Genomic DNA, 21,666 nt, shown 5'->3' on the forward strand with positions numbered 1-21,666 from the left:
TCGTTGCCACGACGCCGGCTTCAGACGGTCGTGCCCCCTGGTGACAATGCCGTCGAGGACTTTCCAATTTCCGGTATCGGATTGGGTCGCGCACCACGCTTCGGTTCGGCCGCACGCCATCGCGCTGGCCAGCGCCGACACTGGCGAGCAGGTGAGTTGGGCCCAGCTGGAGCAGCGAGTGGGCTTGGCCGCTGCCGCGCTGCTGGCACATGGACTGCGGCCGGGAGACCGGATCGCCGTCGTCGCCGACAACGCGCCACGGGCGTTCGTGCTGCAGTTCGCCGCGATGCGGGCGGGTGTGGTCATGGTGCCGCTGAACTGGCGGCTGGTCACCGCGGAGATGCGGCACCAGTGCATCGACGCCGCCGTGTCCGCACTGACCCACGACGCAACCTGGGTCGAACCCGCGCGCGACGTGGCCGACGGCGCGGGCGTGCAGACCATTCTCGAGCTGGAGACATTGACCAGCGCCGAGCCCGGCAATGGACTCGTTCCGCTGCCGCCGCAACCCCACGACCCTGACGCCATCACGCACATCCTCTACACGTCCGGCACCACCGGTACGCCGAAGGGAGCGTTGGTCTCGCACGCATCGATGATGTGGAACGCCTTCAACATCCTCACCGCGGCTCAGGTCGCGGCCCCGGCTGTGAACATGCTCAACCCAATGCCGTTGTTCCATGCCGGCGGGTTGAACGTGCTGGCCAACCCGATACTGATGCATGGCGGGCAGGTCACCACGATGGCGCGCTGGAACCCGGCGGCAATCCTGGCTTACATCGGCGAGCAGACCAACGGGGTGACCCATCTGACCACCGCGCCGTCGCTGCTTCAGACCCTCATCGACGATCCGACGTTCGGCACCACCGACTTCGGCACGATGCGCAAGATCGTCCTGGGCGGCGGTACCACCACTCCGCAGCTGCTGCGGGCCTTCGCTGCCAAGGGTGTCGCGCTGCACCCGCAGTACGGCGGCACCGAGACTGGCCCGGCCGCGCTGGTGCTCGAGGAGGGACTGGAGCGGGCGCTGTCGGGGACGTGCGGCAAGCCGGTGCTGCATACCGCGGTGCGGTTGGTCGATCCCGACACGTTGACCGATGTCGCCGACGACGTGGTCGGCGAGGTGTGGCTGAAGGGGCCGGCGGTCACCCCTGGCTACTGGAACCTGCCCAACGAACAGTATTTCGTGGACGGCTGGTTCCGCACCGGCGATGCGGCCCGCCGCGATGCCGACGGCTATTTTTATTTCGCCGGTCGCTACAAGGACATGTACAAGTCCGGTGGCGAGAACGTCTATGCGGCCGAAGTCGAAAACGTTCTCATCGACCTGCCCGAAGTCGCCGAGGTGGCGATCATCGGCGTCCCCGACGCGAAGTGGGGCGAGGTAGGCCTGGCGGTCGTGGTGGCGAGCCCGGGCGCCGACGTGACCCTCGACGCTCTGCAATCTGCGTGCGCGGGCCGCATCGCCCGCTACAAGTACCCCAAACACCTTGACGTCGTCGCGGCGCTGCCCCGCAATGCCACCGGAAAGGTGGCCAAGGCGGCGCTGCGTGAGCACTACCACTCGGCTACGGCAACGCCCGCGCCAACCGACCACGAATCCCTGGTCACTCACCAGAAGGAGAGTCACGATGTCAGTCGCCGCTAATCGAGACATGCTGACCCGCTATTGGAATGCGTTCGCCGCCAAGGATGTTCCAGCGGCGCTGGCCTGCTTCACCGACGACATCAGCTACGAGGACCTCGCTGTCCAGCAGATCCACCGGGGAAAAGATTCGGTGCAGGCTTTCTGGGACCTCTACTTCGAGGCGGCGGGCGACTCCTTCAATGCGGTGCAGGAGAGCCTCGTGGTCGACGAGGACAGCTACAGCTTCGAGTGGACCGTGTCCGGTGTGATCGACGGCAGCTTCGGCATTTTCACCGGACAGGGCCAGCAGTTCACCATCCGTGGGATTTCGACCGGTGTCATCCGCGGTGAGTTGATCGCGCAGAACCGCGACTACTGGAATCTGGCCGATGTGCTGCGCCAGATCGGCGTCTCGGAGGTTCCCGCGCTCGTCTAGTGCGGCCGCGTTATTCCACCGATCGGCTTACGAGAACGAAGGAGGCGGACACATGCTTGACGAAGAACGCCACACGCGGGACATGATCGCGCTGTGGGAATCAGGGGTGGACGGCATCATCGACGCGTTCAAACGCTATTGCGCCCCCGACGTGAAGTGGATCAATACCGGCATTCCCAGCGTCGAAGGCCTTGAAGCGTGCATCGAACTGCTGACTGCGCAAGCCCAGGCATGGAAGTTCAGCAGCACCAGGGTGGACGTTCGCTCCCTATTGGCCACGCCGGGCCTGGTGATGGTCGAGCGGATAGACCGGGTGTTCGACGCCGACGGAGAGGAGATCTTCGCCGCTCCCGTGGTCGGTGTCCTCGAATGGGCCGATGGCAAGATCACCCAGTGGCGCGACTACTTCGATCCGGGCCCGCTGCTGGCCGTCGGCCAGCTCGATTGAGGCGGCCGATGATGACCAACGAGGAACGGATCGTGCAACACATCCTCGAGATGTGGGGACCGGGTGTCGAAGGAGTCAAGGAATCGTTCCGCCGGTACGGCACGGACGACTTGGTCTGGTGGAACAGCGGCCGTGGTGCCCTGACAGGTCTCGAAGAGTGCCTGAAGGGTCTCGACGAGATGTTCGACGCCTTGCAGATCGCGACGGTCGAGTGCCCGATCCGGACCTTGCTCGCAACCTCGCGCCGAGTGGTCGTGGAAAGGTCGGACAACCTGTACCGCGCCGACGGCACCGTGATCGCGGAAATCCCGGTTACGGGAGTTCTCGAATTCGACGCAAACAAGGTCACCACTTGGCGCGATTACTGCGATGACTGGATTTCAAAGCTCGAGCTCGGCCAACCCGTCGTGTCAGCACCCACTGCGGCCGAAATGAGGCACGGGGTTTCCGAATGAGGGAGTCGGGGACATCACCGGGCACTAGGCCGGCGTCCACCGGATTCGACCACGGCGATCCGGAATTGCCACCGCGGATGCACCAGACTCTCGCGGATCTCCGGAGTCGCTGCCCGGTCGGCTGGAGCGACAACTATGGCGGGTTCTGGACGCTGACCCGTTACGACGACGTTGTCGATGCCGCACGCGATCACTCGGTATTCACGACAACGCAGGGGATCATGATTCCGCCGACCGGGGCATCGATGCGCCTGGTGCCGGCCGAGTTCGATCCGCCCGAGCATTCCGCGTACCGCAAGATGGTCATGCCGTTCTTCACGAACAAGGCCGTCGCGCTGAACCACGATGCTATCCGGGAGCTGGTGCGGGAGTGCTTCGACAAGTTCGTCGCGGACGGCCACGCGGACCTGGTGTCAGCTGTCTCCGACCCGGTACCGCCCGCGGTACTGGCGCACTATCTCGGCTTGGACCGCGATCGAGCCGACGAGATGCGCCGGCTGATGATGGAGTACCTCTCGTCGGCCAAGGTGAGTCTCGACGAAAAGATGGCCAGCGCCAAACGGTTCGAGGCCTTCGTCCAGCGCGAGATCGACGAGAGAATCGACGAGCCCGGCGACGACACTCTGAGCAAGATCATCGGTGTGGCGTTGTCCGGCGAGAACGGCGACCCGCTCGAGCCCGCCGCGATCCTGGGAATGGTTCGCCTGATCATCTCTGCCGGCCACGAGACGACGGTGCACGGTATCAGCAGCCTCTGTTACCGGATCCTGGCCGAGCCGGGTTTGCGGGACCGGCTGCTGGCTGACCCGTCTCTCCGTCACGTGGCTATCGCCGAGGCCCTGCGACTCGATGCGCCCGTGATGCACATGGCCAGGACGGTGGTGGCCGACCATGAGAAGCGCGGGCAACACCTGCACAGCGGCGACAAGGTGATGCTCTGTTTCGGCGCAGCCAACCGTGACGACGAGGTGTTTCCGGAGCCCGACACGTTCAGCTTGGATCGGCCGCGCTCGCCGTCGGACGTGACGTTCGGCACCGGCCGGCATCGCTGTCTGGGCGAACACCTCGCGGTGGCCGAACTTTCCGCGGTGGTCAACGAGATGTTGAGCAGGTTGCCCGATGCCCGGATCGCTCCGGGCGCCGAGATTCGCTGGACGGGAGGCGGCAACACCCGGGGCGTCGAGTCACTGCCGATCGTGTTCACACCGGAGAAGACCGGTCCGTGACTGGTTTTCCTACGCTGCTGTCCCCGCTTCAGGTCGGGACGGTGGAGTTGCGCAACCGCGTCGTCATGACTGCCACGAGCATCAGCGAACCCTGGCGGAACCCGTTGCTGCCTGCCGACTCGTACATCGAGTTCGCCCGGCAACGAGCTGCGGGCGGCCTAGGGCTGCTGATTGCGCACCCGTTTTACGTCAACCCATTCGGCGAATACCCGGCCGAGATCCTGGACCGGCACGCGCGCCTGGCCGAGGCGGTGCACCGGGAGGGCACGCCGCTGATCGTGCAGCTGGTGCACTTCGGCGCCACGTTCCGCACCGACAACGATGTCGCCCGGCCGGCGTTGTGGGGGTTCGACCACACCCAGACGCCCGAGGGCGAGCCGGTGCACAAGATGACCGGCGCAGAGATCGAGCAGGTCCTCGACGCCTATCGACGCGCTGCGCGGCTTGTCGCACAGGCGGGGTGCGACGGGGTGGAACTCCACGGCGGGCACGGGTATTTGATTCAGCAGTCCCTGACACCGTGGAACAACTCGCGCGAGGACGAATGGGGGCCGTCCGGCAGCGGCGATCGGACACGTTTCGCCCGCTGCCTCATCGATCAGGTCCGCGCCGAAATCGGTGCAAACCGCATACTCGGCTATCGGACCCCGACCGACGACCTACGGGCAGCCGACGACGGGGGACAAGGCCCTCGAGCTATCGCAGAAGGTCTGCAACGCCTACTCGACACCGGCGAGATCGATGTGCTCAACACCACTGTCGGCTATGGCGGGCCGAGCTACGACCGTGCGATCCCGAACTACCGGCAGCCCGAGGGCGCCAACATCCGCTATCTGCGGCGGCTGCGCGAATCTCTGAACACAACCGTCCCGATGATCGGGACCGGGCGGATCGCTTCTGCCGGTACCGCCGAGGCGCTGCTGACTCAGGGCCAGTGCGAGTTGGTAGCCATGACCCGCGCACACATCGCCGAGCCCGCGCTGATACGCAAGCTCGAGTCCGGGCAGGCGCATCGGATCCGTCCCTGTGTCGCGGCGAACGTCTGCGTCGACCGCAAGCTCGCCGGTTCGCCGACCGCAAGCTGCTTTCACAATCCGGCGGTGCTGCGCGAGGAGGAGCTCCGCATCCGGCCCGCTACCCACCGCAAGCAGGTCTTGGTCATCGGCGCCGGGCCGGCGGGTCTCAAATCCGCCGAGATCGCCGCGCAGCGCGGGCATCAAGTTCGCATCCTCGACGCCGGAACGCGCACCGGCGGTCGGCTGCGCGCCGTCGAACTCACCGCGGCAGCCGACCTGGCCAGCTCACTGGACCATCTGGTAAACGAACTCGCCGAAGCACAGGTGAAAGTCGAGCTCGACGTCGAGGTCACCGCAGCCATGCTCGCCGACCTCGCGCCGGATCACGTCGTTCTGGCGACGGGGGCGACGTTCGCGCCGGACCTGGTCGGCGCCGAACACATGATCAGCACCGCCGCGGCGCTCTCCGGCAGCGTGCACGACGACGTCCTCGTCTACGACGCGCTCGGTACCAACGAAGCGGCGCTGGTCGCCGAGGCGCTGGCCGCCGACGGCAGGTCCGTCACCTTTGTCACCTGCTATGAGACGGTGATGCCCTTCGGCGGAATTCTGCACCGCTTCGAAGCCCCCCGTACCTGGCACCGGCGGCTGAAACGCATCATCACCCAGGGCATATTCGGCGACCTGGAGGACGGCGTGGCCACCATCGTCCGGCCGGACGGCGAGACGATCGATGAGCTGGCCGTCGGATCGGTGGTCGCCGCAGTGCCGATGCGGCCGGCGCTCAGTCTGCTTCCAGTCGTACAGGCGCTCAGCATTCCCCACTCGGTGGTCGGAGACGCCGTAGCACCGCGAACCGCCTTCGACAGCTTCAAGGAAGCCCATCAGGCCGCGCTGGCGATATGAGCGCGTCGCTCAGCTGCGCGGCACCGAAGAAAATCGGTCGGCGTCCAAGGCGTCGAGCAACTGGCTGACAATCCACTCGAGCGCGGCGGGGTCGGGAGGCAAGGTGGCCTGCTCGTAGCCCACCAGCAGGTAGACCGCCCAATCGGCGAACAATTGCGCCTGCCGATCGTTACGCAGAATCTCGAATGCGCACTCTCGAAGAATCTGGTGGCGCTCTTTGTCGACGGCGGCTTGTACCGCATACACGTGGGCATCCACGCTGCTCCACGCGCGGATAGCCGCCTCAGCGCCGTGGGGCAAATTCAGGCCGATGTCGATGATGCGGTCGATGCGTCGGCGCGGATCGGGTTCGGTCCGAATCCACTCCACCAACCGAACAGTGTTTACCTGGTGCCAGTGCTCAACCAGTTCGCGGGTGTAGGCGGGCCAGTTTTCGAAGTAGTGATAGAAGGAACCGGTGCTGATCCCGAGCCGCTGACACACCTCGGCCAACTTCAGCCCGCCGTAACCGAGGTCGGAGAGGACGTCGAGACCCGTGTCGAAGTAGGCCCCTCGGGAGACGCCGTTCGCCATCATTGGCACTTTAGTCGGCCGCAGCGTCGCGGGTGCGTGGGCGTGCGCAAGGCATTCGAAACCGCCAGATCTTCGCGACTCTGCCCAACGCCGGTTGACTCGAGTGAAAATTTGAATCTAAATTAAACCAAGCTGTCCGCGTCTGAAACCGACTGGAGGATCATAAGTGCCCGGATTGCAGGACAAGGTTGTCATCGTCACCGGCGCCGGCGGGGGCCTCGGTCGGTCCTATGCGCACTTCCTGGCCGGCAACGGAGCGCTCGTCGTCGTCAATGACCTCGGCGGGGCAAGGGACGGCTCCGGATGGGGAACCAGCATGGCGGACAAGGTCGTAGACGAGATTGTCGGTGCCGGTGGCCGTGCGGTCGCCGACTATTCCAGTGTGGCCACCCGGGAAGGGGCCGAGGCGATCGTTGCGACCGCGATCGATAACTTCGGGGCTGTGCACGGAGTGGTGAGCAACGCGGGAATCCTGCGCGACGGCGCGTTTCACAAGATGACCGATGAGAACTGGGACGCGGTCATTCAAGTGCACCTCTACGGCGGCTATTACGTCACCCGTGCGGCGTGGCCGCACATGCGCGAGCAGAAGTTCGGTCGCGTCGTCATGGCGACGTCGACAAGCGGGCTCTACGGCAATTTCGGTCAGGCCAACTATGGCGCCGCCAAGCTCGGACTGGTCGGCTTGCTCAACACCCTGGCGATCGAAGGCGCCAAGTACGGAATCACCGCGAACGGGGTCGCGCCGATGGCTGCCACTCGGATGACCGCCGATATCGCACCCCAGGAGGTGCTCGACAAGCTGAACCCCGACCACGTCGCGCCGGCCGTTGGTTACCTGGTTTCAGAAGAGAACCAGGAATCCGGTTCGGTTTTCGTTGTCGGCGGCGGCCTGGTGCAGCGCGTCGCGCAGTTCCAAAACGACGGCGTCACATTCGGCACACCGCCGACTCTGGACGAAATAACCAAGCGCTGGGCCGAAATCAGCGACATGTCTCATGCAAAACTCGGCACCAACCCGGTGGGGTAGGGAAGCGGCCGACATGGCGTGGCTAAGTCGTTGACCGCGAGCATCGCTGCGCGACGGGAGCTGCTTCGCGCGCGATTCCCCGTGTGGCGATCTCACACCCTATCCGAGTGGCTTGATTGGTGCGCTGCGCAGTACGGCGAGCGGCCCTTGGTGCTCACCGACGATGCAGAACTCAGTTACGTTGCGGTCGCGGCAGAGTCACGCCGGCTGGCCGACGGCCTCGCGGCACTCGGTGTCCGCGCGGGCGATCGGGTCGGCATGGTGATGGCCAATTACCCAGAGTTTGTGACGGTCAAGTTCGCTATCGCCCGGGTCGGAGCCATCGCCGTTCCGGTCAACTTCTTCTACCGGCAGGACGAATTGCGCTTTGTCCTCAATGACGCCGGGTGCCGCGTGTTAGTCACCATGACCGGCTTCCGTGGCCTCGACTATCAGTCGATGCTGGACGACATCATGCCCGGCTGGGATTCACCGCGGTCCGGTTTCGCGCTCGATGTAGTGCTGCTCGACAACGACGGCCGGGCACGCCGCGGCTGCCTGACGCTGCCCGGACTCGGTAAGCTCGGCGACGATAACCGCGGCGCTGCCGACGATTTGGCGGCCCACCCCGCCGACCCCGGCGACATGCTGTACACCTCGGGTACGACGGGCTCACCCAAAGGCGTACTGGTCACCCACGACGCGGTGTTGCGTACCGCCTATGCGTCGGCATTGACACGAGCCTATGAGGACGGGCGGCGCATCCTGTTCTCGTTGCCTTGCTATCACATGTTCGGTTACATCGAAGGCTTGCTCTCGGCGATGTTCGCCGGCGGTGCGGTCGTTCTGCAGCCCACGTTCAGTCCCGAAGGGTACTTCGCCGGTGTCGACCGGCACCGCGCCAGTGACATCCTGTGCGTGCCGACCATGGCGGTCGCGTTGGTCGAGAGTGCCGCACGCCGCGATTACGACCTCACCTCCCTGCGGGCGATGCTCTGCGGGTCGGCCCCTGCGCCGATCTGGTTGTGGCGCAACGTCGAAGACCGTCTCGGTGTCAGCGAGATCGTCACCGGCTACGGGATGACCGAGTGCGGCGGGGCGATGACGTTGACACGACCCGAAGACCCGTTGGAATTCACCGCCGAAACCGCCGGGAAGGCGAAAATGGCCGGTGCCGCGTCTATTCCAGGCACCGACGCTCTGGTGCATTACGCGACAGTGCATCCCGAGACGCATAAGGATCTGCCGCCCGGCGAGGAAGGCGAGTTGGTGTCGTCCGGGCCGACGGTGATGCTCGGGTATTGGAACCGTCCACAGGAGACCGCCGCGACGCTGCGGCAGGGGCGGTTGTTCTCCGGAGACCTTGGACGGGTGCGGGCCGACGGCTACCTGCAGGTGACCGGTCGGAGCCGCGAGTTGTACAAGAGCGGCGGCGAACTGGTGATGCCCAAGGAGATCGAGGATCTGCTGGCATCCCACGACGAGATCAGCCAGGCTTTCGCTGTTGGCATGGTCGACGACCGCTGGGGTGAGGCCGGTTGGGTGGTCGTCGTTCCGGCGCCGGACGCGACAATTACCGAAAACGACGTCCTCGACCTCTGCCGGGACAATCTGGCGCGGTTCAAGGTGCCCAAGCGGGTGGTGTTCTACCGCGCCGAGGACCTGCCGCTCACACCGACCGGAAAAGTCCGCAAACACAAGCTGATCGAACAGCTCAGTTCCGCGATCAATCGTTGAGGCAGTGACGATTTGGATTGCCCGGTCGTGTCGGCTACCCGACCCGACGCCGTGGGCCCGGCGCCTGACGCCGCAGGGCGTCGATGATGCATCCGAGTCCGACGCGAAAGTTTTCTGGAGTGTCGAGACCCTCCCCCGCGGAGACCGACAATAGAGCCGAAAAGCGTTCCGGCTCCTCGGCGAGGCGACCGAAACGGCGTGCGCGGACATCCGGGGCCCGGCGATGCGCGGCACGCCGGTGCGCGTAGCCGGTGGCGAAGGCACTCAGCGTCGCCAGTCCACTTCTGACCGCGCCGTCGTCGAATCCCGCAGACCTCAAGGCTCGGGCGATGCGTTCCATCGCGTCCAACACCGCGGCGGCGTCGATCGGTTGAACTGCGAGAATTTCCGCTAGCTGTGGGTGCGCGTCGAATGCTGCCGCGACGGTCAGCACGACCCGTTCGATCGCTTCATCCCAGGGCAGGTCGTCCGTAGACGGCAGTTCGACGTCGGCGAGATAGGCATCCACGACTGCGTGCAACAGCTCCTCTTTCGTGGCGACGTGCCGGTACAGCGACATCGGCGCCGCTCCGCAGGCACGGGCAAGCTTGCGCATGGTCAACGTGTCCACGCCGTCGGATTCGATGAGCGCGATGGCGGTCGCGATCACGGTTCGACGGGTGAGTTGGCCTCCACCTTTCAGCGATGCCGGCATCTGCAAATTGTCGCACCGCCGCGTTGCGTACAAGTACTCTTACTGTTATTGATTGAAAGATGCCGGTGGTCAATGGGATTGATCACGGCTGCACGCGGCGACGTCACCGAGGAGCACAGCAATGGAAACCGTGGATCACGACCCGAGCGGCCAACTCGCGCCGGTCGTCGACGACCTCAGCATTTACCTCATCTGCGGGCGGGTGACCACCAAGCAGGAGCGCGGCTTCACCCACATCAGCACCGCGCTGACTGATGCGCAGGCCGCCGAGCGCCTCGGCTTTCGCCGTGGCTGGCTCAGTGAACGCTTCGACCTCAAGGACTCCGGCGCCATTCTCGGCGGCATCGCCGCGCGCACAACACGTTTCGGCGTCGGCACTGGGGTGTGGTCGGCGTCCTCGCGCCACCCCATGGTGGCCGCGAGCTTCGGCGCGACCATGAACGCCCTTTATGGGCCGCGGTTCGTGCTCGGGCTTGGGCGCGGCGTGCCGCTACCGGACATGCCGGAACTGTCCTACGACCACTTCGTTCATTACGCCGAGACCGTCAAAGCACTCTGGCAAGGCGGCGTGGTCGACTACAACGGCACCCAACTGCGGACCATCGATGCGCTGGGCGATGTTCCCAAGCCCGAGGTCTGGGCGTGCGGGTACGGCCGACCGAAGTTCGCCAAGGCCGTCGCCCACGACGCGTTCGACGCCGTGATGCTCTATCCCTTCCTCACCGTCGATGCGGTGCACACGGTGGTGGAGCGGCTGCGCAACGCCTGCGCCGACCGCAATCGCGACCCGGCCTCGCTGCGTATCTGCCACCCGATCGTGGTGGCCGCCGAGCTGGACGAGTTCAGCACGCGTGCCTACGCGCACGCACGTGCGGTCACCTACCTCGAGTGGCCCGGGCACGGCGAGGCGCTGACCAACTCCAACGGCTGGGACCAGTCGGTGCTGGGCAAGTTGCGGACGCACAAACAGCTGATGGGTAAGAACGCCGATCAGGATTTCCACCGTGCCGAGTTGATGGAGCCGGCACGGCTCGTGCCCGACGAGTGGATGGCCGAGTCGTGTGCGATCGGTTCCGTCGAGCACTGTGCCGACCGGCTCGCCGAGTACCGGGCGGCGGGGGTCGACGAGATCGCGATCTACGGCAGCACGCCGGACGAGAATGCCGAGCTCATCCGGTGTTGGCGTGAACGCGCGGCCCGACCGGCCTCGGTCGGGGTCTGACGACTGCTGCCGAGCGCGGACGGCGGTTCCCGTGTCGTGACGGTTGAAGCAAGGCGCGCCGACGGCCGAGACTTGCTCGCAGTAGCCAATCATCGTTAGATTAATGGCGGCTGTGATCTGGACAACTCCGAAACTTGGAGAGCCGGATCGCTCCAGGCGGTCGGCATGCTCATCGGTTGGCCGCGCAACGCTGCACTAGCAGCCCGGCGAGAGGGGCCCGTTTCCATGACCGACACGGCGAATAGCGATGCCGAACTCGCCTCAATGCTGACCGAAACTGAGATCGCGGCCCTACTACCGAACTTCGACTTTTTCCTGAAGGAACACGCAGAGCGAGCGGAGGAGGTACTGGGCTACGCACGTCGGCACTGTCCCGTGCCGCACACTTCGGCCACACGTGGCTATCACATCGTGACCCGGTACGACGACGTCCGGCGCGTGCTGACCGACCCAGAGACTTTCTCTTCCACGGAGTACACCAACATCGCCGGCAACGCCGGGGTGCCGTTGCCTCCGTTGGACACCGATCCGCCGCTGCAGCACGGCTTCCGGCAACTCCTGAACCCGTTCTTCCATCCGAAGCGGCTTGCCGCCAGCGATGAGCGGGTCCGCGAGATCGCTCGCTCAGCAATGGAAACCTGGATCGGGTCAGGCCGCTGCGAAGTCATGCGGGACTTCGCCGGCCCGTTCGTCACTAACGTGCTGGCATCGGTAATCTTCGAGGACGACGACGGGGAACTCTTCCGTGAGGCTGCCGAATGCAACGAGCGCTTCATCACCGGTGACCCCCAAGGGGTTGTGGACTTTTACCAGCTCATGGTGCAGTTCGTCGAGAAACGCACTGCCAGTTCCGACCCGGGAGCCATCGTCGAGGCAGTCACTACTGGCACGGTCGCTGGCCGTCCCTTGACCGATGCGGAACGCGTGGGCGTGGTTCAAGTTCTGTTCATCGGCGGCCTCGACACCACGAAGGTCGCCATCGGCGACATGATGCTACAGCTGGCTACCGACCGCTCCTTCGAGGAGTTGCTGCGCAAGCCGGGCTGGGAACGCACGATTTTAGACGAGTTTCTCCGCCACAGTTCGCCGGTGGGCGCCATGGGGCGCATCGTGACACGCGATGTGGATCTCAATGGCGCCCAGCTCCACGCGGGTGATCGGGTACTGGTGCACTTCGCCAGTGCCAACCGCGACGACGAAATCTTCGATGGCGCTGACGAACTCAATTTCAACCGAGAACGTAACCCGCATGTCGCATTCGGAATGGGTGTGCACCGCTGCATCGGCATGCACCTGGCGCGCCAGCAGATTCGCATCGCCATCGACACGCTCCTGGAACGGATCACCAACCTGCGGCTTGCTCCGGGGGCCGAGATCGCGCGACGGCCGGGGATGAGCCGCGTCCTGTACGCCTTGCCGATCGAATTCGACATCCGGTAGCTCCGCGACTTCTGCGCGCTCCCTTACTTTTCAGTCACGAAGGAGAACCAGTGAAGACAACGGCGGCGGTCTTGTGGGAAGTCGGGCAGAAGTGGAGTGTTGAGGACGTCGAACTCGACGACCCGCTGCCCGGCGAAGTGCGGGTCAGGCTCGCCGCCAGCGGCCTCTGTCACTCCGACGACCATGGTGTCAAGGGAGACATGCCAATTGGTCTTCCGATCGTGGGTGGACACGAAGGCGCCGGTGTCGTGGAAGAGGTCGGCGCCGGGGTGACGCGGCTCAAGCCGGGTGACCACGTTGTGATGGCCTTCATGCCGGCATGCGGGCACTGCCGGTGGTGCGCGAGCGGTGATTCGGTGTTGTGCGACTACGGTGCCGTCATCATGGCCGGAATGCCGATCGTGGACGGCAAACCGCGCACCCATGCTCGCGGACAAGGTTTGGCCCGGATGTCGTTGTTGGGCACTTTCAGCCCGTACGCCGTCGTTCACCAAGACTCGTGCGTGAAGATCGACGACGACATCCCGCTGGAGCTGGCTTCGCTCGTGGGATGCGGCGTGGCAACGGGATTCGGGGCGGCGGTCAATCGTGCACAGGTCGGTCCGGGGGACACCGTCGTCGTGGTTGGGTGCGGCGGCGTCGGGTCGAGTGCCATTCAGGGGTCGCGGATCGCCGGCGCCGAGGTCATCGTTGCGGTCGATCCGGTGCCGTTCCGCCGGCAGCAGGCCGAGTTGCTCGGTGCCACCCACTCGGTCGCGTCGATGGAGGAGGCGATGCCTCTAGTCACCGAGCTGACCCGAGGTGTCATGGCCGACAAAACCATCATGACGGCAAGCCTGATGAGCGGCGACATGCTGATGCCCCTCATGCTGCTGACCCGCAAGGGCGGTCGCGCCTGCCTGACATCCGTCGCGCCTCCTAGCGTGACCAACGTCGACGTCGTGCTGGTCGACGTGATCCTCAGCCAAAAAGAGATCGTCGGCAACGTGTTCGGAGGGTGCAACCCGCACGCCGACCTGCCCCGTCTGCTCTCGTTGTACAAACGGGGCGAACTCAAGCTCAAGGAGCTCATCACCAAGACCTACCGCCTCGAGCAGGTCAACGACGGCTACGACGATTTGCTCAGCGGAACCATCATGCGCGGCATGATCACGTTCTGACCGACGGAAGCTATTTCGCCATGGTGGCCCTAACCAAACGGTGATGGTTTAATCTGATTTACGCTCCCGCGCGAACTGCGCGGATGACTACGTTGGCGATGAAGGGCGTGGTGGTGGATGGTGTCCAAACCGGGGATCGATTACAAAGAATTGCTTCCGCACTTTGACATGTGGGATCCCGCGCACGAGAAGATCAAGTGGGATGTACTCGCGTATGCCCGCGAAAAATGTCCTGTCGCGCACACTGATGCCGACGGCGGTGGCCAGTACATGGTCTTCCGGTACGAGGATGTGCGACGAATTCTGGAAGATCCATACACCTTCTCGTCGAAGGGTGTGGCGCCTCGGCCGTCTCCGGTGGGACTGAACCCACTGGACGCCGATCCGCCGTATCAGCCTGATCTGCGCAAGATTCTCAACCCCCTTTTCACCCGCACCTTCCTGACGAAGTTCGAGCCTGAACTGCGCAAGAACGCAGCCGAGTTGATCGATGGATTCATTGGTAACGGCCGGTTCGATTTCGTCCGGGAATTCGCCGGGCCGTTCGTCGGAAATGCCTTGTCGCGCGCTGTTTTCAACGAAGACGACCCCGTGCGAATGGCGCACGCCCAAGACGTGGTGGTCCGCGTCGCGGTCGAAGGAACCGACGAGGCCTATGGCGAACTCGTCGCGCTGTCCGTGCAGTACCTCGCCGAACAGACAGAAAACCCCAATCCAGCCAACGAAGTGATGAACGCCATCTCCACCGGCACCGTCGAAGGCGGTAGACACCTCACCGAGATGGAGCGACTCGGCGTCGTGGCCGTGCTGTTCCTCGGAGGCCTGGATACCACGCGGGGTGCGCTTGGCGGTATCGCCCATCAGTTGGCAATTCATCCCGAGTTGGAAACGCGGCTCCGCGACCCTGCCTGGATCCGCCAGGACATGGATGAGCTCATCCGGCTGACCTCGCCCGTCGGCTGTCTCGGGCGAACGGCCACCAAGGACGTCGAAGTCGGCGGATTGCAGATCAAAGCGGGCGAGCAGATCCTGGTGCGGTTCGACTCGGCGAACCGCGACGAGACGCACTTCGAGGATGCCTCGCACCTGAGGTTCGATCTGCGTCGCGGCGGCCATGTGGGGTTCGGGCTCGGGTTGCACCGTTGCCTGGGAGCCCATTTCGCCAGAATCCAGATCGCGATCGCCTTCGACGAGCTCTTCAAACGGATCACGAACTTGCGCCTCGCCAGCCCCGAGGCCGAGGTCCATTGGGCGGCGGGAATCGCGAACGGCCCGGAGAGTTTGCCCTTGGTTTTCGACGTGGTCCAGTGACGCGGAGGTAGACGTGTGAACTTCCTTCCGGGGGAGGATGCCGAGGAGCTGCGCGCGGTGGTGCGCGACTTCCTCGACAAGCATTCGGATGAAACGTCGGTGCGCCGGTGCATGGAGACCGAGATCGGCTTCGACCCGGCGGTCTGGCGTCGCGCGGCCGACCAGCTGGGGCTACAGGGCCTGGCAATTCCCGAGCGATTCGATGGCAGCGGTGCGACAGCGGTCGAGCTCGGCGTGGTGTTCGAAGAAATGGGCGCCGCGTTGTTCGGTGGGCCGTTCCTGTCCAGCGTGGGCATGGCCGCGAGCGCCCTGCTCGCGCTGGATGACGACGCTGCCGCGGCTCGATGGTTGCCGGGAATCGCCGGCGGCACGACCATCGCGACCCTGGCGTGGTCGGGCCCAGGCCCTGCGGACAGTGCGTTGGCCGCGGCAAAGCACGCCGGTCAGTGGGAGGTATCCGGTACCGCCGCGATAGTGGTCGACGGGCTCGCGGCCGATGTGTTGTTCGTCGCCGCCCGCAGTGCAGCGGGCCCGTGCCTGCTGGCCGTCGGTGGTGATGCCGACGGGGTCCGGCGCAAGACGCTGAGCACCATGGACACCACCCGCAAGCTGGCTGAAGTCACCTTCGACCACGCGCGGGCTGACTTGCTGGGCGTCGATGGTGGCGCCGCAGACGCTCTGCAGCGCAGCGCGGACCTGGCGGCCCTCTATCTGGCCGCCGAACAACTCGGGGGTGCGACACGGGCCCTCGACCTCGCGGTGCGGCACGCCGCCACCCGGGTGCAGTTCGGCCGGGCGATCGGCTCGTTCCAGGCCATCAAGCACCGCTGCGCTGACATGCTTGTCGATGTCGAATCGGCGAGGTCGGTGGTTCACCACGGCTTGTGGACGGCCGTGCACGATGTGGCCAACCTGTCCGTCGCAGCCAGCCTGGCCCGCAGCGTGTGTTCGGACGCGTATACGCGAGTGGCGGCGCACAATATCCAGATCCACGGCGGTATCGGGTTCACCTGGGAGCACCCGGCGCATCTATATCTCAAGCGCGCCAAGAGCTCTCAGCTGTTATTCGGATCCCCGTCCAGCCACCGCGCCCGGCTTGCCGAATTGCTCGACATGGCTGGCGAGTCCGAACTGCCGGCCGCTGAAGGCATCTTCAACGAGACGGAGCCCGGTGACCCGTCGCCTGAAGTCGACGCGGTCGAAGAAGCTGTTGCTGATTTTCTGCGGCGACACCCGGTCAGCGATCCGGCTGACGGCGAATCGGATCGCGCGCTCCGTGAAGCTCGCTTCGATGACGGACTCGCGGTCGTGAGCTTTGCCCCCGGGTATGGTGGGCGCGGCCTCGACAGCTCGCTGCAGTCGGTCGTCGATCGCAGGTTCGCTGCTGCGGGCTGTCCGGATCACCAGGCGCGCAATGTAATCGGGCTGGGGATGGCTTTGCCGACCATTCACGCACACGGCACCGAAGAGCAGAAGCGCCGCTATTTACGCCCCTGTTTCTCCGGCGAGGAGATCTGGTGCCAGCTGTTCTCCGAGCCGGGCGCCGGCTCGGATCTGGCCGGGTTGGCAACCCGTGCGGTGTCCGCCGGCGACGAGTTCGTCGTCAACGGCCAGAAGATCTGGACGTCGCTGGGCCACGTCGCTCGGTTCGGGCTGTTGCTCGCGCGTACCGACCCTGACGTTCCCAAACACAAAGGGCTCACGTACTTCATCCTCGACATGCACACGCCGGGGGTTGAGGTGAGGGCACTGCGTCAGCTCACCGGTGAGGCCGAATTCAACGAGGTGTTCCTGACGGACGTCCGCATCCCGGCAGCCAATGTGCTCGGTGAGGTCGGCGGGGGCTGGCGAGTCGCAATTACCACTTTGGCCAGTGAGCGGATCGCCATCGGCGCGCGCACCACGCCCCGCGGACACGGGACGATCGCCCGAGCCGTCGCGACTTACCGTGCGGCGGCCACGGCCGGACGGGTGACGGCAGTCGCCACCGAGCGGCTCATGCTGCTGTGGACGCAGGCAGAAGCCGCTCGCCTGACGAATGTCAGGGCCGCGCAGGCCGGCCGGGAAGCCGGGCCCGAGGGCTCGATCGCGAAACTGCAGATGGCCGAGCTTAATAAGGCGATTTTTGAGTTCGGCGTTGACATTTCGGGCACGGCCGGACTGCTGATCGACGGTTACGCAGAGACCGCGCCGACCGCATCGTCGGCGTACGGCGGCGACGATGTCCGCAAGGCTTATCTGCGCTCGTTGGCCAACTCCATCGAGGGTGGAACCTCGGAGATCCTGCGCAACATCCTCGGAGAGCGCGTTCTCGGCCTGCCTGGTGAGCCCCGGGTCGACACTGGCATCCCGTGGCGTGCGACGCGACGTTCCTGACCCGCGACTTCACAAACCAAACGATGTATGGTTACGATGCTGTGGTCGCCATGACCAGGAAATGAGGGACGCGATGCGCAACATGCGGAAAGTGCGCTACTTATGACCGCCGAACCGGTCTCGGTTGAGCGGTCCAAGTACCGGCGGACGCCCTATCTGGTGGTGTCGACCGAACGGGCGGCGCGCAAGGACGTGTATGGGACTATCGGCGATAACGTCGTGCGTCAGGCCCAGCTACTGCGTGGGGACCGTGACTCCGACACCGTGATCGTGGCGTCGCACCCGATCGGCTCGCCGGCCTACCTGCCGCTCTTTCCCGAGTTGGCGCGGACCGGCCTGCATGTCATCGGCTGCGCGAATCGCTACACGTTGGGTGACTCGGCGCTGCAGATGGAAAACCATCTCCTCGATGTCGGCGCCTGCGTGCGCGACGCCAAAGAACGGCTGGGATACCGCAAGGTTGTGCTGGCCGGGTGGAGCGGCGGCGGCTCACCGATGATGGGCTACCAGGCCGAAGCGGAAAAACCTAGTATCACCCAGACCGCGGCGGGGGAGCCGACGCCGCTGGCCGAAACCACGCTGATGGCCGCCGACGGCGTGATGTTGCTGGCCGCCCCCCGCAGTCGCCACCGACTGCTCACCGAATTCCTCGATGCCTCGGTTACCGACGAATTGGTGCCCGAGCGAAATCGCGACGCCGAGTTCGATCTCTACGATCCGGCCAACCCGAATCAACCGCCATACTCAGCGGATTTTCTGGCCGCATACCGGGACCGGCAACGTGAGCGCAACCGTCGGATCACCGCGTTCGCTCAGGAGAAGTTGGACGAATTTCGTCGGAACGGCCGCCCACACGCCGAGCACGCGTTCGTCGTACACGGCACCATGGCCGATCCTCGCTGGCTGGACCCGGCCATCGAACCCAACGGACGCCGGCCCCGCTGGAGCTACCTCGGCGACCCGGAGATCGCCAATACCAGCCCGGGCGCGCTGATGCGCTTCACCACCGCGCGCAGTTGGCTGTCCCAGTGGGGCCTGGACACCGCACAGGTCGACGCAGGCGACGCCGCACCAAGGGTGTCGGTCCCGATCCTCATGATGTGCAACGGCACCGACGACGCCGTGCCCACCAGCCATCAAGAGCAGGTGTTCGACGCCATCGGCCACCAGGACAAGGAACGCATCGATCTGGTCGACGCAAACCACTACTTCACCGGCAACGACCAGCGCTCCCACTTGTCAAAAGCCGCCGATCACGTCCACGACTGGATGCAGCGGCACGGCTTCGCCACTTCCTGACCGCCCTTTCTACTCCTATAGGAGGCCAACATGAATTTGAGCTTGATGTCGCTGGGGGATGTGGTCACCGATCCTGTCACCGGTGCAACCGAGACCGCGGCCGAACGGCATCGCGGCATCGTCGAAGCTGCCGTGGCAGCTGACGGCGTCGGTTTCCACGGCGTTCATATCGGTGAGCACCACGGACTGGAGTACACGACGTCGGCACCGCCGGTGATCCTGTCGGCGATCGGAGAGCGCACCAAGGACCTGCGACTATCGACCGCGGTCACGTTGGCCGCGAACCTCGACCCGATACGGGTGGCCGAGGACTATGCGACCGTGGACGCGTTGTCAGGAGGGCGCTGCGAGGTGGTCGCGGGGCGCGGCAATTTCTTCGTCTCCACCTACACGCTGTTCGGCAACCGATTGGAAGACTCCCACGAGCTCTTCGCCGAGAACATCGAACTGCTCACCCAGTTGTGGGCGGGCAAGAAGATCGACTGGCCCGGATCGCGCCACCGTGGGCCGATCGACGACTTCGTGCTTCAACCCGCGCCGGTCGGCGCCGTACCGTTGTGGATCGGCGGTGGCGCCTCGGAATCGTCGCTCGAACTGGCCGCCCGACTCGGTCTCGATCTGATGCTGCCCTCGGCGTTCGGCAATCCGGAGATGTTCAAGCCGGTGGTCGAAAGCTACCTGGAGAAGTTCGCCTCGTACGGCCACTCGCGTCAACCCCGGGTCGGCGCCTGCTGGCATGTCAATGTCGCCGAAACCAGCCAGGCGGCCAGGCAGCGGTGGGAACCGCGCTACCACAACTACTTCGAGCTGATGAAGACCATCATCTGCAGGGTCAACCCGGACCCGCCGCCATTCATCAAAAAGCCGTTCGACTTCGAATTCCTCACCACGCGTGGCCCTGCGATCGTAGGTAGTCCGGCAGAGGTCGCCGACCGGCTCAACACCTGGGCACAGCTGTTGTCCAGCACCACCAACCTCATCTACATCGACATGGGTGGACAGCCCGCGGGCGAATTCCGTGAGATGGTCGAACTCATCGGTAGCGCGGTCATTCCGCAGCTTGACTGACGACGCAGCAGGACGGAGATTATGAGCGTTCACCCTCTGGCTTCTGACCCGGTCAGCTATCACAGCCGCAGCAGGCCGCACGCACCCGCGCTCGAGGACGTCACGACCGGAGAGGTCATGACGTGGCGCGCGCTCGACGAGGTGGTTGGAGGTCTGGCCGGCGCGCTCGCCGACGACCTGGGGGTCGCTCAGGGCGATCGGGTGGCCGTGCTGGCGAACAACGACCCTTGGGTGCTAGTGGTGCAGTTCGCCTGTATGCGACTCGGCGCGATCTTCGTCCCGCTGAACTTCCGGCTGGCTCGCCCGGAACTGGAATTCCTGTGCACTGATTCGGATCCGATCGTGTTGATCCACGACGCCGGCATGCGTGAGGTGGCTGTCGACATCGCGGCGGCGGCCGGGATCCCGCGGCTGGCATCCTTCCCCGGCGTGGCCGGAGCCGACGAGTCTGGCGTTCCAGCCGATTGCGCGAACGACATCGTCGCCGGCGCTGCGGCCGCCGCACCGAGAGCCGCCCGCCCGATAAGCCGCATCACCGATCCGGTGCAACTCCTCTACACCTCAGGAACGACCGGTCGGCCCAAAGCGGCGATCTGCACCCATCAGACGTTGCATTACCAGCTGCTGAACTCGGTGCAGCCCTACGGGCTGTCGTCGTCCAGTCGTTATCTGGCGGTGTTGCCGTTCTTTCACGCGGCCGGTCTCAACAGCATGACGAACCCGGTGCTGGCACTGGGCGGAACGGTGGCGGTAGTACCCAGATTCGATCCGGTCCGAGTAGTCGAGTTGCTGGCCGACCGGGACAGAGGTTTCACGCATTTCTCCGGGGCGCCGGTCATGTATCAGATGATGAGTGCTGTTCCCGCGTTCGCCGACGCTGACTTCAACCACATGGTGCACGGTCAGATTGGCGGCGGCTTCCTGAACTGGGAGGTCACCACAGCCTTCCACGATCGTGGGTTGCCGCTGAGTGTCGGTTACGGTTCCACCGAGATGGGTCCGATCGTCAGCATCGTTCCGCCCACGGCCACGCTGACGAAGTTCGGCTCATGTGGACTTCCCGTGCAGTACACCGCTATCCGGATCGTCGGGCCCGACGGCGAGGACGTCGCGCCCGGCCAGACCGGTGAGGTGTGGGCGCACGGCCCGGCCGTCACGCCGGGTTACTGGCGCCGCGACCGCGACGACACCTCAGCATTCGCGGGTGAATGGTTCCGCACCGGAGATGCCCTCGTCCAAGACGAGGACGGATATTTGACGATGGTCGACCGCTATAAGGACATGTACAAGTCCGGAGGCGAGAACGTGTATCCGGCCGAGGTCGAGCGCGTCATTGCGGAGCATCCCGACGTGGCCGACGCCGCGGTCATCTCGATCGCTGACGAGCGCTGGGGCGAGGTCGGTCGCGCGCTGATCGTGCCGCGGCCCGGTGCGCAACTCGATACGACGGCCATCGCCGAACACTGTCGGACCCGACTAGCCAAATACAAGGTGCCCGCCGACTTCCTGGTCGTGGAGCCGTTCGAACGCAACGTCACCGGCAAGATCCCGAAGGCCGAGCTGAAGCAGAAGTACGGCTCTGGACGTTCGACCGTGGCGTCGGCACAGCGGTGACGACCGCGTCCGACGAATCACCGCGACAACCCGGACCGCTCCTTAGCGC

The 21,666-nt window shown here is 65.0% G+C and carries 18 protein-coding genes; 16 read left to right on the forward strand and 2 right to left on the reverse strand.

The window, feature by feature from the left end; translation table 11 throughout:
- The first annotated feature begins 46 nt into the window (after positions 1 to 46).
- The 6 genes from AWC19_RS20745 to AWC19_RS20770 all read left to right on the forward strand — a co-directional run bounded on the left by AWC19_RS20745 (position 47) and on the right by AWC19_RS20770 (position 6,114).
- Positions 47 to 1,648 (forward strand): class I adenylate-forming enzyme family protein, encoded by a 1,602-nt coding sequence (locus AWC19_RS20745; RefSeq protein ID WP_085079859.1) that lies wholly within the window; start codon positions 47 to 49, stop codon positions 1,646 to 1,648.
- 7 nt (positions 1,649 to 1,655) lie between these two features.
- The gene (locus tag AWC19_RS20750; RefSeq protein WP_014711257.1) at positions 1,656 to 2,063 is read left to right on the forward strand and encodes a nuclear transport factor 2 family protein; all 408 of its coding nucleotides are present in this window, start codon (positions 1,656 to 1,658) and stop codon (positions 2,061 to 2,063) included.
- A gap of 52 nt (positions 2,064 to 2,115) precedes the next feature.
- On the forward strand, positions 2,116 to 2,511 hold the full coding sequence (locus AWC19_RS20755; protein WP_085079860.1) for a limonene-1,2-epoxide hydrolase family protein: 396 nt from the start codon (positions 2,116 to 2,118) through the stop codon (positions 2,509 to 2,511).
- Positions 2,512 to 2,522: 11 nt separating this feature from the next.
- Positions 2,523 to 2,966 carry a limonene-1,2-epoxide hydrolase family protein gene (locus AWC19_RS20760; RefSeq protein WP_245849193.1) on the forward strand — a complete coding sequence of 148 codons (444 nt, stop codon included), beginning with the start codon at positions 2,523 to 2,525 and terminating at the stop codon, positions 2,964 to 2,966.
- 77 nt (positions 2,967 to 3,043) lie between these two features.
- A complete protein-coding gene (locus AWC19_RS20765) occupies positions 3,044 to 4,192 on the forward strand; it encodes a cytochrome P450 (RefSeq protein ID WP_085079863.1) in 1,149 nt (382 codons plus the stop codon).
- A complete protein-coding gene (locus tag AWC19_RS20770) occupies positions 4,189 to 6,114 on the forward strand; it encodes an oxidoreductase (protein WP_085079864.1) in 1,926 nt (641 codons plus the stop codon). Before AWC19_RS20765 ends, AWC19_RS20770 begins: the two co-directional genes overlap by 4 nt.
- Positions 6,115 to 6,123: 9 nt before the next feature.
- Here the strand turns inward: AWC19_RS20770 and AWC19_RS20775 are convergent, their stop codons facing one another.
- Positions 6,124 to 6,690 (reverse strand): TetR/AcrR family transcriptional regulator, encoded by a 567-nt coding sequence (locus tag AWC19_RS20775; RefSeq protein WP_085079866.1) that lies wholly within the window; start codon positions 6,688 to 6,690, stop codon positions 6,124 to 6,126.
- 163 nt (positions 6,691 to 6,853) lie between these two features.
- On the opposite strand from AWC19_RS20775, the gene AWC19_RS20780 reads away from it, so the two are divergent.
- Together AWC19_RS20780 and AWC19_RS20785 are read left to right on the forward strand one after the other, a co-directional pair.
- Positions 6,854 to 7,717 (forward strand): SDR family oxidoreductase, encoded by an 864-nt coding sequence (locus AWC19_RS20780; protein WP_085079867.1) that lies wholly within the window; start codon positions 6,854 to 6,856, stop codon positions 7,715 to 7,717.
- An 18-nt stretch (positions 7,718 to 7,735) separates the two neighbouring features.
- Complete coding sequence (locus AWC19_RS20785; RefSeq protein WP_085079869.1) at positions 7,736 to 9,433, forward strand: class I adenylate-forming enzyme family protein; 1,698 nt, start codon at positions 7,736 to 7,738, stop codon at positions 9,431 to 9,433.
- A gap of 34 nt (positions 9,434 to 9,467) precedes the next feature.
- On the opposite strand, the gene AWC19_RS20790 is transcribed toward AWC19_RS20785, so the two are convergent.
- A complete protein-coding gene (locus tag AWC19_RS20790; RefSeq protein WP_085079870.1) occupies positions 9,468 to 10,127 on the reverse strand; it encodes a TetR/AcrR family transcriptional regulator in 660 nt (219 codons plus the stop codon).
- A 121-nt stretch (positions 10,128 to 10,248) separates the two neighbouring features.
- Between AWC19_RS20790 and AWC19_RS20795 the strand changes: the two genes are divergently transcribed.
- The 8 genes from AWC19_RS20795 (at position 10,249) to AWC19_RS20830 (ending at position 21,617) form a co-directional block, all read left to right on the forward strand.
- A complete protein-coding gene (locus tag AWC19_RS20795; protein ID WP_085079872.1) occupies positions 10,249 to 11,349 on the forward strand; it encodes a TIGR03857 family LLM class F420-dependent oxidoreductase in 1,101 nt (366 codons plus the stop codon).
- A gap of 225 nt (positions 11,350 to 11,574) precedes the next feature.
- The gene (locus AWC19_RS20800) at positions 11,575 to 12,789 is read left to right on the forward strand and encodes a cytochrome P450 (RefSeq protein ID WP_085079873.1); all 1,215 of its coding nucleotides are present in this window, start codon (positions 11,575 to 11,577) and stop codon (positions 12,787 to 12,789) included.
- A gap of 50 nt (positions 12,790 to 12,839) precedes the next feature.
- Positions 12,840 to 13,949, forward strand: coding sequence for an NDMA-dependent alcohol dehydrogenase (locus tag AWC19_RS20805; protein ID WP_085079874.1), 1,110 nt, complete (start codon positions 12,840 to 12,842; stop codon positions 13,947 to 13,949).
- A 117-nt stretch (positions 13,950 to 14,066) separates the two neighbouring features.
- On the forward strand, positions 14,067 to 15,260 hold the full coding sequence (locus AWC19_RS20810; protein WP_085079876.1) for a cytochrome P450: 1,194 nt from the start codon (positions 14,067 to 14,069) through the stop codon (positions 15,258 to 15,260).
- A 15-nt stretch (positions 15,261 to 15,275) separates the two neighbouring features.
- Entirely contained in the window at positions 15,276 to 17,636 is a 2,361-nt protein-coding gene (locus AWC19_RS20815) for an acyl-CoA dehydrogenase family protein (protein ID WP_085079877.1), read from the forward strand.
- Between the two features lie 102 nt (positions 17,637 to 17,738).
- Positions 17,739 to 18,935 (forward strand): alpha/beta hydrolase, encoded by a 1,197-nt coding sequence (locus AWC19_RS20820; protein WP_085079879.1) that lies wholly within the window; start codon positions 17,739 to 17,741, stop codon positions 18,933 to 18,935.
- Between the two features lie 30 nt (positions 18,936 to 18,965).
- Positions 18,966 to 20,003, forward strand: a complete 1,038-nt coding sequence (locus tag AWC19_RS20825) for an LLM class flavin-dependent oxidoreductase (RefSeq protein WP_085079880.1) — start codon at positions 18,966 to 18,968, stop codon at positions 20,001 to 20,003.
- A gap of 21 nt (positions 20,004 to 20,024) precedes the next feature.
- Complete coding sequence (locus AWC19_RS20830; RefSeq protein ID WP_085079881.1) at positions 20,025 to 21,617, forward strand: AMP-binding protein; 1,593 nt, start codon at positions 20,025 to 20,027, stop codon at positions 21,615 to 21,617.
- Positions 21,618 to 21,666: the final 49 nt, after the last annotated feature.

It is taken from the genome of Mycobacterium palustre (assembly GCF_002101785.1).
In the GTDB taxonomy this organism is placed as follows: domain Bacteria; phylum Actinomycetota; class Actinomycetes; order Mycobacteriales; family Mycobacteriaceae; genus Mycobacterium; species Mycobacterium palustre.